The sequence below is a fragment of the Actinoplanes sp. TBRC 11911 genome (assembly GCF_012933445.1).
Classification (GTDB): domain Bacteria; phylum Actinomycetota; class Actinomycetes; order Mycobacteriales; family Micromonosporaceae; genus Actinoplanes.
Map to the genome: position 1 here is coordinate 1 of NZ_JABBNC010000006.1, position 13044 is coordinate 13044.

Here is a 13044-nt window from a genome sequence, read left to right on the forward strand (position 1 = left end):
TGTTAGAAAAGCGTCCCGGCAAACAATAAACATTTGCCAAAGGAATCCAAGCCGGAACAAAACCGGCCCGGGGTAAAAACAATTGGCACTGGCTTTACAAAGCACCCTGTTGAGTTCTCAAAGAACAACCACACCCGGTCGCTTGCCCCGGAGTGCTCGTTTACTTTACCCCTCGCCATTTCGTATCGTCAAATCCGGATTGAGGCCCGAATTCGCCGTCACAAAATGTGCGACAGGCACCACGAATTGCACACGCCGGAACGGGCAAAGCGCTCCACCGTACTGATCTTCGTGGTTTCCTCCAGGACGGCCGCGCCGGGCCTCTCTCGAGTCCCGCCTCGCTCGCCCGTCTCCCTGGCGGCTCGAACAACATTACAGCCCGTTCGCCCGACCGCCAAATCGACCCCACCGCCCGAAGAGGACCCGGCGAAACACCACTTCGGAGCCGCCGACCGGCAACCAGCAGGCAAACGCGATCACAAAAGCTCACCGAGTCGGTCACGGTGCGTCAGGCATACGCACCGCATGCCCACGAACATCAGCGCCTCGGGTGGTGGCGGGGTGGTGGCGGGGTGGCGCGGTGGGGGTGACGGCGCGGTGGCGAGTGCGGCGCGGTCACGGCGCGGGGGCTGGTGACCGCGCGGTCGCGGGCGGCAGCGCGGTCGCGGGCGGCAGCGCGGTCGCAGGCGGCAGCGCGGTCGCAGGCGGCACCACGGTCGCAGGCGGCACCACGGTCGCAGGCGGCACCACGGTCGCAGGCGGCACCCACTTGACCGGTCGCCTGGCCGATGCTCCTCGCCAGCCACCATACGAGCGAGGCCGCCAGACGAGGCGGCCCGCCGAAAGAGTCCGGCCCGCCCGAAGAGGGGCTCAGGCCATCACCCAAAGATGCGAACCGATGCCCGCACTCCTTGACCCGCCGAAAAGTCCGATGATGAGATTCCAGACCCGCGACCCCACGCCCGAGGAGCCCCCATGCCCCACGCCGACCTGCTCTTCACCGGCGGAAACCTCTTCGGCGACCAGACCGGCCACACCGCCCTGGCAGTCAAGGACGGCCGAATCCTAGCGACCGGCGACGACGACACCCTCTATGACCTCCGCGGCCCACGAACCGAGGTCATCGACCTCCACGGCCGCCTCCTGCTCCCCGGCTTCCAGGACGCGCACGTCCACGCCGTCATGGGCGGCCTGGAGCTCAACCTGTGCAACCTCGCCGGCACCACGGACCTCGACGAATACCTGCAGCGCATTCACTCGTACGCCACGGAAAACCCCGACGCCGAGTGGATCGTCGGCGGCGGCTGGTCCATGGAGAGCTTCGAGGGCGGCATCCCCCACAAAGACATCCTCGATCGCGTCGTACGGGACCGCCCCGTCTTCCTGATGAACCGCGATCACCACGCGGCCTGGGTCAACTCCGAAGCGTTGTCGCGCGCCGGCATCACCGCCACCACCCCCGACCCGGCCAGCGGCCGCATCGACCGGGATCACGACGGAAACCCGGTCGGCGCTCTGCAGGAAGGCGCGATGGATCTGATCCCGGTCCCGTCGACGACTCCGCAGGAACGGCTCGACGGCCTCTACCGGGCCCAGGAGCTCTTGCACCGATTGGGGATCACCGCCTGGCAGGACGCCATGATGTGCGCCACCAACGGATATCCCGACATCGCCGACGCGTACCTGCAAGCGGCCCGCGACCAGACGCTCACCGCAACCGTCATCGGCGCCCTGTGGTGGGATCGCGACAAAGGCGCCGAGCAGATCGCCGAGCTGGAGGCGAAACGCGAGTTCTACACGGTGGGCCGGCTGCGCAGCAGCACGGTCAAGCTCATGCTCGACGGCATCGCCGAGAATTTCACCGCCGCCATGACCGAGCCTTATCGCGACGCGTGCGGTTGCACCACCGCGAACAGCGGCCTCGAGTTCATCGACCCGGAGGCGCTCAAGACGTATGTGACGGAGCTGGACGCGCGGGGCTTCCAGTCGCATTTTCACGCTTTAGGCGACCGGGCCGTCCGCGACGCGCTCAACGCGATCGAGACCGCCCGGAACAACGCTCGCACCATGAACGGCATCGACGACACCCGCCCCCATCTCGCTCATCTGCAGGTGATCCATCCGGATGACATCCCGCGTTTCCACCATCTGAAAGCGACCGCCAACATGCAGCCCTATTGGGCCGCGCACGAGCCTCAGATGGACGACCTCACGCTGCCTTTCCTCGACCCGGAACTGGCCGCCCGGCAATACCCGTTCGGCGATCTCGAGCGCGCGGGGGCGCGACTGGCCGGCGGCAGCGACTGGCCGGTGAGCACACCCGACCCGTTGCAGGGCATTCACGTGGCGGTCAACCGGGTCCATCACGGCGATGACGCCGACAGCTTCCTGCCGGAGCAGAAACTGAGCCTGCGTACGGCGCTGTCCGCGTACACAAAGGGGTCGGCTTTTGTGAATCGCCTCGATGACACGGGTGCCCTGCGCGAGGGATTCCGCGCCGATCTGGTGGTGCTGGACCGTAACCCGTTCGATCACGAGCCTTCACGGATCGGTGACACGCGGGTCGCGATGACCTTCGTGGATGGTGCACGGGTCTATTCCGCGCCTAACGCATGAGCTCGCGCACGAGCCGCGTTCCGGACGTCCCGGCGAGGCTCGCCATTTCCGGGCGCGGAACGACGACCACCGGGCAGACGGCGCCCTTGACCACGCCGCGCGCGACGCCGCCGGGGAGCCATTTGTAACGCGAGGAACCGACCACGATCAGGTCGCTCGGACAGGCGCAGCTTTTGAGTACCGCGGCCGCGTTTCCACCGGGCGAGCGCACCGCGATGTCCAGGTCGTCGGGCCGGTGCCCGACGGCCAGGCGGAACGTCTCCTCGATGAGAACACGTCCTTCGGCGGAAAGCGTCGCCTCCCACTGCCAGACATTGCGTGCACGCGGTCCGGCGTCGAGCATCCACGCGCGTACGGCCCACAGCGGCACGTCGCGGCGCCGGGCCTCAGCGACCGCGAAACGCAGGGCTTCCAGTCCCGCCAGCGACGGCGAAACACCGACAATGACTTTCGAATCGTCCACGCGTCAACGTTGGCGCGGCGGCGGCCCGGCCGGCAGTGGTGTTCACACCCCCGATACGGGTGAACTTGCGTTATTGACGCTCTGTTGACGCGGGTGTGACGGCGAACAAATGGCTGCCCCACGCGGGGAGATCCACATAGAGGCCCGCGCCCGCCATCTCGTCGCCGGATCGGTCAAAGGTACGGCCGCTGAGCAGGTCGATCAGGCGCCAGCTCGGCCCGCTGAGCGAGGGCCAGGGCAGCACGATCCGGGCTTGCGCCGGCCGGGCGGACAGATTGACGACGGTCACGTGGTGCGGGGTGCCGTCGTGCCATGCCCAGGCGAGCACATTGTCGTGGGTGGCGTTGTCCGGCCAGCCGCGCGCTTCGACGAGGGTCCATTCACCGCGGCGCATGCCCGCGACCACCGCGAGAAGCCGCCGGTAGAACGCGACCAAATCGTCGGAGACGGCCTCCGCGGGCCGCCGCCCGAGAAAGACCGGAAGGTGCTGGCGGAATCCCTCGAACTGCCCGTCGTGCCACATCGTCGCGCCGGGCAGCGTGGCCACCGCGACCGCCGCCGCCCGATCGCGTCCGCCGGGAAACGCCGTGGCGGCGCGGGGTTCGTCGTGATTCTCGATGAATCGGAGCAGCCGATCTTGGTAGGACCGTCCGGCGGACAGATGTTTGCGCACCGCCTCGGCATTCTCGTGCGCGAGCCGGTCGTAGAGCCTCTTGTCGTAACAGAAATCGAACCCTTGCTGCTGCAACGTCCATTCCATGTCCCAGTACGCCTCGGCGATGAGCACCACCTCCGGATGCGTACCCCGCAACGCGGAAATGACCGCCGGCCAGAACTCGACCGGCGGAACCGGCCCCGCGTGCGCGCCCCAGGTGCGGGCGAAAACCTCGTTCGTGAACAGCATCGCCATGTCGCAGCGGATCCCGTCGCCCTGCGCGGCGATATCGGCGAGCGCATCGACGGCCGCCGCTCGCAATCCGGGGTCGAAGGCGTTCAGCTGGGCGACATCGGGCCACGGCGGGAAATAGGGGTCGCGGCCGTGCGCGATCACCCGGTCCCCGGCGGCGAACCAGGCGGCCGGTTCGCGTACGAGATCGTCGGCGGAGCCTTGAATGAACCAGGACGGGTGCGAGATGACCGCCGGATGATCGGGTGCCACGTGGTTGGGCACGTAGTCGAGGATCAGCCGCACGCCGCGTGCCCGCAGCGCGGCCCGCGCCGTGGCCAGGCCGGACGGCCCGCCGAGCCGCTCGTCCACCACGTAGCGGCGCACGCAGTACGGCGACCCGACGATGTCCGGCGCGGACAGATCGGGCAGCGCGTCGCGGAACGATCGCTGCAGCTCCTCGTTGGCGAGCGCGATCTCCACCCCGGCCGGGCTGCGCTCCCACACCCCCATCAGCCACACCGCGTCGGTGCCGGGCGGAATCGTCTCGTCCCACACCTCGGCGGGCACCTCACCGAGCGTGATCGGGCGGCCGAGGCGTACGCCGATGTCATGAAGCCACGGCCAAGTGTCGATCTCGTACACGACGGGAGCGTCCGGCCAGCCGGTCATCGCGATCCTCCCTGCGGTGGGGTCCCCCTCATACTCCGGGACGCACGGCCGTCACCGCCAGCACTCCGGGAAAGCTGCCGGGCGTCGCCTACCTGATTGCGCCGGGAATCGCAGGCGTCGATGTTGAGGTGATGAGCAGCGCACCGACCATCGATATCCGGCCCGTCGGCGGCCCGGTCTGGGTGGCGTGGCGCGAGGGCACCCTGACCCGCGCGAAGGAGCTCGAGGCCCTGGCCGCGTGGGTCCGCGCCAGACACCCCGCCGAGCAGAATGAGGCTCTGGGTGAGGCGATCGCCTGCCATCTGGAGGCCGCGCGGGACGCGGCGATGGTGAAGCCGATGCGGTTGCGCACCGGCCCGCTGATGGAACGGGCGTCGAGCAATCTGGACGCCGCCGAGGCGCACATTCTGAACATCGCGCCGCCCGAGTACGTTCTCGGGCAGATGGCGTGCCTGCTCCGGCACGTGCAGTGCCACCTGCCCGCGACCGATCCGGGGCGGCAGAACTTCGAGCGCATCGCGCGCACGGTCGGCGTCGACGAGACCCCTCCCCCGGTCCCGCGCACGACGTCCCGCCTGGTCGGCCGTCGCGCGCGGCCGGACGAGACGGCCGGGCGCCTGCGGACCATCGACAGCGCCCGCGGTGCGATCGTCACCACCGTACGATCGGCCAGTTCGGCGGCGTTGCGTGAGCTGATCCGGTTGCGCAGCTTCCGCAACGTCGTGGTGGTCACGACCGTCCTCATGACCGTGCTCGCCCTGGGCGTGGCGCTCACCGGGCTGCTCCAGCGCAGCCTGATCCCGTTGTGTTTCGCCCCGGAGGAGTCCGGCACGGCGGTGGTCGTCTGCCCGACCGCCCAGTCCGACCGGTTCACGCCGTCGCAGGACGGTGGCACGGCGCAGTCCGGGGCGCCGGTGCGCGACATCGACACGGTGGTCGCCGAGACGACGCGTCCGGAGGATCTGCTCATCGTCGAGCTGGTGGGCCTCACCGCGGCGGCCATCGCGACCGCCGCCGCCATCCGCCGGATCAAGGGCACGTCCGAGCGGTACGGCATCCCGGTCGCGCTCGCCGCGCTCAAGCTCCCGACCGGAGCGCTCACCGCGTTCCTCGGCCTGCTGCTCATGCGCGGCCAATTCGTGCCCGGCCTCAGCGCGCTCGACACCTCCGCGCAGATCTTGGCGTGGGCGCTGGTCTTCGGGTACGCCCAGCAGCTGTTCACCCGCCTGGTCGATCAGCAGGGCCAGACCGTGCTGAACAGCGTACGAGTTCCCGACGCACCGGTCCGACCCGGCCGAGGTTGATCTCCCGGCGAATTTTTGTCGGGGGGTCCCGCTACGGTGTCGCCCTCAATCCCATGAGGAGGCGTGCCGTGAAGTTGTTCGACGCGATCGACCGGCTGGACAGCGAGGCCATCGTCGAGCTGCTCGCCCCGTTGAGCGAACCGGAGCGGTCCGCGCTCGACCGCCGGGTCGCGGTGCTGGCCGAAAAGCTCTACGCGCGGGAACGCGACGCGGGGGTGAACGCCACCTACGAGGATCACCGGCGGGTCGACGCGGCGTTTCTCGCCTGGGTCGGTGTGGGCACGCCGAAGACGTGGCCGCGCGGCGTGGACATCCATGACGGGCCGCAGCGCATGCGCCTGCAGGACGCGTTCTCCTCGCCGGCCGGCCATCGGGTCCTCGCCGATCGCCGCCCGGAGTGGCTGTCCGAGCTCGCCGACGAATATCTGACATTCGGTCATGGGCTCTGGGACGCGGTCTGGCGCTTGGTCGTCGACGGCCTGATCCCGCGGCCGGACAATCCGGCATACCTGGCCGGCCTGGCCGAATACGCGGGAAAATCACAGCAGGAACCGGTGGCCGCGATGGTGAAACGCGACCCGGCTCTGCTCGCCGTCGAGCTGCCGGCGTTTCTGGACCGCCACGGGCTGGCCGACCTGGTCCGCCACGACGACCGTCGCCATGACACACCCTTCAGACCAGCCCTTCCGGTACGCGTGTGGTCCCCGCTCCTGACGCCGGACGAGCCGCTCCGAGGCCGCGTGCTCACCGGGGTGCTCGACGCGCTCGCCGGCGACGCGGCGGGCCGGGACGCACCGGCGTACCAGAAATTTCTCGAAAGCTTGAATCCGGATCTCGACGAGCTCGCCGAGCGGCGCCTGCTGTTGCTGCGCATGGCCGGGCACCCTCTCCCGTCGGTCGTCTGGTACGCCGTACTCAAGCTCGCCAAGCTCGACAAGGCCGGCCACCTCGACCCGTCCGACGTGGTGGAGCACCTGGCACCGGCGACGACAGCGTCGTCCGCGCGCACCGCCGTCGCCGCCGTCCAGCTGATCGCGGCCGCTCTGCACCGGCAGCCTGCTCTTGCCGACGCCGCCGCCGGCCATTTGACCCCCGCGCTCGGTCACACCAGCGCCGATGTCCAGATGGCGGTGGTCAAGACCCTTCTCGAGTACGCCTCGGACGCCGAGGTGATGGCGGTCCTGACCGATGCGCTGCCGGATCTCGCGCCCACGGTGGCGGCCGAGCTGGGCGTGTCGATGCCGTCGCACGACCCGGGACTGGCGGGGCTGCTGACCGACCCGCGATTACCCGCCGACGTGCTCGCCGCCGCGCGCGCGGGAGAGGAGCCACCGCCGGTGGTCGTCGGCCCGCACCCCGGCGGGTCGGGTCCGGTCACCGCGATCACGACCCTGGATTCGCTGGTCGAGGAGCTACTGCGGGTCCTCGACCGCACCGGCCGCACCAGCATGACGATGGAGCGGGCGCTGGACGGACTGGCCGCGCTCGGCGGTCCCCGTCCCGCCGACTTCGGCCACCGCGTGGGTCCGGTCATCGCCCGGGCGAACGCGTTCTTCGACGCCGACGATCCACCCCGGTGGGGCGAGAGCATCACCGGCGACTTCGCGTTCCTCGTGGCCTCCTGGACCGACCCGCCCCGCACGCTCGCGTCGGACCAGCTTCTCGACGAGCCGCGGGACTGGCTGATGGGCCGGATCAGCGAGGTCGCGTCGGCCCGCAAGCGGGGCACCTCCGCCCGGCTGCTCGCGCTGCCCACCGATGCGGAGGGCTGGATCGATCCCGTCGTCCTCGCCGACCGGGTGCTCGCGGTCGGCGACGAGGCCTTGGACCGTCCGCTCGACGTGGCGATCGCGATCGGCCGGCTCACTCCGTGGGACCGCGCCGCGGCCAGGGAACGGCTGGCCGGAGCATCCGGCCGGCTCGCCGCGGTGATCCGGGCGGCGTGCGGCTCACCGGAGAAGCCTCCGGCGGATCTTCCGTACGTGGTGCGCCGGGCCGTGCAGTGGGTGCGCGGCGGGCCGTACGAGGGGCCGCCCTACCGGTTCGGGGATCCGGTGCCGGCCCCGCCCGAGGAGGTCTCCTATCCGCGCGAGGTGCACGGTAAGGCCAGGTGGGTGCCGACCGCGGACGGTGGGATCTTCGCCGACTTCACCCACCTGCCCGAGTATCAGGAGTGGTCGCGCTGGCAGAGCCACACATCGACCGCCCGCTACTCCACCGGTTGGGCCGCTTCGCAGTGGCCGGGCGACACGCGCTGGGTGTGGGAGTCGGCGGCGCACTCGCGGCGGGTGCTGTCCTGGCTGCTCGACCCGCGGGAGCCGCTGACCGCTGCGGCGCTGCGCGCGGTGATCCGCCACCTCGCCGACGGTTCGGCCCGCGTCCGGGCCCGCGCGACCGACGTGCTGACCGCGTCGATCGGCGACGGCCGCCTCACGAGCGCCGGCCTGGGCGCCGCGCTGCTTTCCGAGTGGAGCAGCCGGTTCGTCGAGCCGCTCACGCTGGTCGCCGGGTCGTCCCCGCTACATCGCGCGGTCGTGCGGCGCGCCCTGGTGGCGAGCGCCGGGTCGTGGCTGACCCTGCCGTCGAGGCCATTGTGCACACTGCTGGACCTGCTCGACCAACTGTGCGCAGCGGACCGGACCGGCATCGCCGGCGGGCGGGCCCGCGCCCTGCTGGCCGGACGCCAGGCGGGACGGACGAAGACAGCCACGCTGATCCGGAGGTTGCTGGCGCACCCGCCGGGCGAGGATTGGCCCGCGGCCGCGGCCGCTCAGGCGCTGCGGGCGAGAATCGCCCGCCAGTGGCCGAGAGAGCTGGCGTGAACGCCGGTTTGCCCCGACGCCCCGCCGCGATGGAGGTCAGCGCCGGATGAGGGGGACGTCGAGGCGGGCGGCCAGCTCGTCGAACGAGATGCCGAAGGTCTCCGTCACGCGGGCGCCGCCGTCGTCCAGCACGAACGTGGCCACGTCCGTGTAGACACGGCTGACGCACGCCTTGCCGGTCAGGGGGTACGTGCAGGACGGCACCAGCTTCGGCTTTCCGTCCTTGGCGAACAACGTCATCATGACGAACACCTGCTTCGCGCCGATGGCGAGGTCCATCGCGCCGCCCACGGCCGGGATGGCGTCGGGGGCACCCGTCGACCAGTTCGCGAGGTCACCGGCCGCGGAGACCTGGAACGCACCCATGATGCAGATGTCCAGGTGGCCGCCGCGCATCATGGCGAACGAGTCGGCGTGGTGGAAGTACGACGCCCCGGGCAGCTCGGTGACCGGCTGCTTGCCGGCGTTGGTGAGGTCGGGGTCGATCCGGTCGCTGGTGGCGGGCGGTCCCATTCCGAGCATGCCGTTCTCGGTGTGCAGGATGACGCCGCTGCCCGCACGCAGGTAGTCGGCGACCATGGTGGGCTGGCCGATCCCGAGGTTCACGTACGACCCGTCGGGGATGTCGCGGGCCACGATCCGGGCCATCTCCTGCCGCGACAGGCTCATGACGTCACCTCCGTGCGGCGAACGGCGGAGCCGGGGAGTACGAGGCGGTTCACGTAGATCGCGGGTGTCACGATCACCTCCGGGTCCAGTTCACCGATCTCGACGATCCGCGACACCTGAGCGACGGTCACGGCCGCCGCGGTCGCCATCACCGGCCCGAAGTTGCGGGCCGTCTTGCGGTACACGAGGTTGCCCATCCGGTCGGCCACGTAGGCCCGGATCAGCGCCACGTCCCCGGGGATCGGGGACTCCAGCACATACTCGCGGCCGTCGATGACGCGCGTCTCCTTGCCCTCGGCGAGCGGCGTCCCCACCCCGGTCGGCGTGTAGAAGCCACCGATCCCGGCGCCCGCCGCGCGCAGGCGTTCCGCGAGGTTGCCCTGCGGCACGACCTCGAGCTCGATCTTCCCGGCCCGGTACAGGCCGTCGAACACCCACGAGTCGGACTGACGCGGGAACGAGCAGATCACCTTGCGTACGCGTCCGGCCGCCAGCAGCGCGGCCAGCCCGGTGTCGCCGTTCCCGGCGTTGTTGCTCACGATGGTGAGGTCACCGGCGCCGTGCTCGATGAGCGCGTCGATCAGCTCGACCGGCATCCCGGCCATGCCGAACCCGCCGACCAGCACGGTGTCACCATCCTGGACCGCCGCGACCGCGTCCAGGGCGGACATCTCGGTAGCGGTCACGGCTGGCCCTCGTCGAGGGTGGCCAGGACGCGCTGCGCGATGCGGAAGGCGGTGTTCGCGGCGGGGACGCCGCAGTAGATGGCGGTCTGCAACAGCACTTCCTTGATCTCGTCGTCGGTGAGCCCGTTGGTGCGCGCGGCGCGCACGTGCATCGCGAGTTCCTCCTGGTGGCCCAGGGCCACCAGCGCGGTCAGCGTAATCATCGAGCGGCTGCGGCGGTCCAGGCCCGGGCGGGTCCAGATCTCGCCCCACGCGTACGCCGTGATGAGTTCCTGGAAGTCGCGGGTGAACGGGGTCGTCGCGGCGATGGCACGGTCCACATGGTCGTCGCCGAGCACCTCGCGCCGGACCGCCATGCCGGCCTCGGCACGCGCCCGCGGAACGCCGAAATGCTCGTCGAGCAGCGCGGCCACGATCTCGGGCCGTTCCGCGGGGGCCAGGTGACCGACGTCGTCGAGCACCACGAGACGGCCGTCGCGCACCCCGTCGGCGATCAGCTTTCCGTCGGCGGGTGGGGTCGGTTTGTCCTCGGAGCCGGCCACGACCAGCACCGGATGGGTGATCTCGCCGAGCCGGCCACGAACGTCGTAGGCGGCCAGCGCGTCGCACGCCAGGGCGTAGCTCTCCGGGTCGGCGGTCCGCAACGCGTCGAGCAGGGCGCCGGCGACGGCGGGCTCGCGCTGCGCGAAACCGGGCCCGAACCAGCGTCCGATCGCCCCGGCCATGATCGTGTGCATGCCCTCGGCGCGGACCGTCTCGGCGCGCTCCCGCCAGCCCTCGGACGAACCGATCTTCGCGCCCGTGCACAGCAGCACCGCGGACTCGAGCCGCTCGGGCGCGTCGAGCAGCAGTTCCAGTCCGACCGCGCCGCCGAGCGAGTCCCCCGCGTAGAAGAATTTGCTGTCCGGCCGGATGCGGTCGGCCAGATCCAGGACCGCCCGCGCGAGGCCGGCCACCCCGAAGGCCGCCGGCGCGGGGTCGCTGCGGCCGTGACCGGGCAGATCCCAGCCGACCACGTGATAGCGCCCGCGAAGACGGCGGGCGCAGGCCGCCCACAGCGTTTCCACGGTGGTGCCGATCGAGGGCCCGAGTAACAGCATCGGCTGGTCCGGGGCGTCAACGAGCGGTACGGCGGTCAGCACGGCCCCTCCCGGAACTTTCCCGTGCCGCCCGGGCCAGCACGGCGTCGATGATGTCGTCGGTGGCTCCGCGGTACGGGGCGTCCGCGCCGAACTTGCGCTGCTCGGCGTCGATCCCGGGGCGGGCGGCGTCCAGCGTCCGCGCCATCCGGGCCGCGTTCACGGTCAGGCCGGACAGCAGCTCTGCGGTCTGCGAGCCGGCCACGACCGTGCGCCGGGAGAGCGTTCGCAGCGTCGCCCACTCGACGTGCCACGAGCCGTCGGGGCGTTCGTCGACCGCGTTCGCGGCGGCCACGTGCATCGTCGCGGCCAGTGGTGGCGCGGCCAGGGCTGCCCGGCGGACGAGGACGGCCAGGACCGGGTTGCGCTTGTTCGGCATCGTGGACGAACCTCCTCTCCCCTCGGCCGTGCCCTCGGCGATCTCGCCCACCTCGGGGCGGCTGCCGACGAGGACATCGTTGGCGATCTTTCCCCACGCGTCGCTACAAGTCACGAGGGCGTCGGCAAAGCGGGTGAACGGGGCGCGCGCGGTATGCCACGGCTCCCGCACGGCAAGTCCAAGTTCCGCGGCCGTACGGGCGACCCAGTCCCGTGCCCGCCCGGGCGCGCCGGCCAGCGCCGTCGGTGCGGCCAGGCTGCCGGCCGCGCCGCCGATCTGGATCGGCAGGTCGGCGGCGGCGGCCAGGACATCGCGGGCGTCGAGCACCCCGGTCAGCCACCCGGCCACCTTCAGGCCGAACGTGATCGGCACGGCGTGCTGGGTGAGCGTGCGCCCCGCCATCGGCGTGTCCCGGTGCCGGTCCGCCAGCTCGCACAACGCCTCGATCTGGGCCGCCACCTCGTCGAGCAGGCGGCCCGTGGTCTCCCGCAGGCAGAGCACCAACGCGGTGTCGAGCACATCCTGGCTGGTCAGACCCGCGTGCAGCAGCCCCGCGTCGCCCAGGCGGGAGCGCAGCAAAGCCAGCAGCGGGACGACCGGGTTTCCGGACGCCTCGGACTCCTCGGCCAGAGCGGGCAGATCGTCGGGCTCCACCAGTCCGCTGAGATCCACGGGCGTACCGGAAAGGGTGTGCAGCCACGCCTGCTCGACCCGGACCATGGCGGCGACCACCGCGGCGTCGCCGAACAGATCGCCGGCGCGCGCGTCACCGGGCCAGAGCAGGTCGCTCAGAGCTTGCTGGGGCATGCCCTCCCGGCCCTCCGCCTCGCCGCGGTGCGATCGGTCACGTCGCCTGCCTCGGATAGGTCAGGAAGACCGTCTCGCCGTCGCCCTGGAGGCGGATGTCGAAGCGCAGGCCGCGGTCCTCCCGGGTGGTGATCAGCGTAGCGCGGCGGCCGGCCGGGAGGGCGCTCAGAAACGGGTCGTCCTCGAGCACCTCGGCGGCCGGCGGATAGGCGCGGGTGAACAGGCGGTCGAGCAGGCCGCGCGCGAAGACGGTGACGGCGAAGAACGCGGGTCTGCCGGGGTCGGTCGCGGCGGGCTCGACGGTGGTGAACGTGTAGTGGCCGTCGGCGTCGGTGGCGGCGCGGCCGAAGCCGGTGAACGTCCAGCCGTCGCGGTGGATCGAGCCGGCCGACTGCGGCACGTTGCCGTCGGGGCCGGCCTGCCACAGTTCGAGCAGGGCGTCGGGTACGCCGATGCCGTCGCCGTCCAGGACGCGCCCGTGCAGACGGATCGCGTCCGGGTGGCCCGGCGGGACCAGGTCGGGCCCGCCGGCGTACGGGAGACCCAGGTGGAAGAACGGCCCGACGGTCTGGCCCGGCGCGGTCATGAGTGCGAATCCTCC

10 protein-coding genes and 1 pseudogene are annotated in these 13044 nt (G+C 71.0%); 3 read left to right on the forward strand and 8 right to left on the reverse strand.

Going from position 1 to position 13044, the window contains the following annotated elements; all coding sequences use genetic code 11:
• The first annotated feature begins 975 nt into the window (after nt 1–975).
• On the forward strand, nt 976–2616 hold the full coding sequence (locus HH310_RS10880; RefSeq protein WP_169175361.1) for an amidohydrolase: 1641 nt from the start codon (nt 976–978) through the stop codon (nt 2614–2616).
• On the opposite strand, the gene HH310_RS10885 is transcribed toward HH310_RS10880, so the two are convergent.
• Both HH310_RS10885 and HH310_RS10890 read right to left on the reverse strand, forming a co-directional pair.
• Nucleotides 2606–3079: a universal stress protein gene (locus HH310_RS10885; RefSeq protein WP_169175362.1), complete on the reverse strand. Its 474-nt coding sequence runs from the start codon at nt 3077–3079 to the stop codon at nt 2606–2608. The two genes, HH310_RS10880 and HH310_RS10885, sit on opposite strands and share 11 nt — an antisense overlap.
• A 70-nt stretch (nt 3080–3149) precedes the next feature.
• On the reverse strand, nt 3150–4637 hold the full coding sequence (locus tag HH310_RS10890; RefSeq protein ID WP_169175363.1) for an alpha-amylase: 1488 nt from the start codon (nt 4635–4637) through the stop codon (nt 3150–3152).
• A gap of 131 nt (nt 4638–4768) precedes the next feature.
• Here HH310_RS10890 and HH310_RS10895 point away from each other — a divergent pair, with 131 nt between their 5' ends.
• Together HH310_RS10895 and HH310_RS10900 are read left to right on the forward strand one after the other, a co-directional pair.
• On the forward strand, nt 4769–5941 hold the full coding sequence (locus HH310_RS10895) for a hypothetical protein (protein WP_169175364.1): 1173 nt from the start codon (nt 4769–4771) through the stop codon (nt 5939–5941).
• 68 nt (nt 5942–6009) lie between these two features.
• Nucleotides 6010–8763: a DUF6493 family protein gene (locus HH310_RS10900; RefSeq protein WP_169175365.1), complete on the forward strand. Its 2754-nt coding sequence runs from the start codon at nt 6010–6012 to the stop codon at nt 8761–8763.
• A 36-nt stretch (nt 8764–8799) separates the two neighbouring features.
• On the opposite strand, the gene HH310_RS10905 is transcribed toward HH310_RS10900, so the two are convergent.
• From HH310_RS10905 to pcaG, 6 genes and pseudogenes are all read right to left on the reverse strand, one after another.
• Nucleotides 8800–9432 (reverse strand): 3-oxoacid CoA-transferase subunit B, encoded by a 633-nt coding sequence (locus tag HH310_RS10905; protein ID WP_169175366.1) that lies wholly within the window; start codon nt 9430–9432, stop codon nt 8800–8802.
• A complete protein-coding gene (locus HH310_RS10910) occupies nt 9429–10103 on the reverse strand; it encodes a 3-oxoacid CoA-transferase subunit A (protein WP_211192034.1) in 675 nt (224 codons plus the stop codon). The genes HH310_RS10905 and HH310_RS10910 overlap by 4 nt, the downstream gene beginning before the upstream one ends.
• Nucleotides 10104–10114: 11 nt before the next feature.
• Nucleotides 10115–10522: a 4-carboxymuconolactone decarboxylase gene (gene pcaC / locus HH310_RS45765; protein WP_396027507.1), complete on the reverse strand. Its 408-nt coding sequence runs from the start codon at nt 10520–10522 to the stop codon at nt 10115–10117.
• 12 nt (nt 10523–10534) lie between these two features.
• Nucleotides 10535–11218, reverse strand: a pseudogene (locus tag HH310_RS45770) (alpha/beta fold hydrolase); the annotation flags it as partial.
• A gap of 16 nt (nt 11219–11234) precedes the next feature.
• The gene (locus tag HH310_RS10920) at nt 11235–12443 is read right to left on the reverse strand and encodes a lyase family protein (protein WP_211192023.1); all 1209 of its coding nucleotides are present in this window, start codon (nt 12441–12443) and stop codon (nt 11235–11237) included.
• A 37-nt stretch (nt 12444–12480) separates the two neighbouring features.
• Nucleotides 12481–13029, reverse strand: coding sequence for a protocatechuate 3,4-dioxygenase subunit alpha (gene pcaG / locus HH310_RS10925; protein WP_169175368.1), 549 nt, complete (start codon nt 13027–13029; stop codon nt 12481–12483).
• Between the last annotated feature and the right edge of the window lie 15 nt (nt 13030–13044).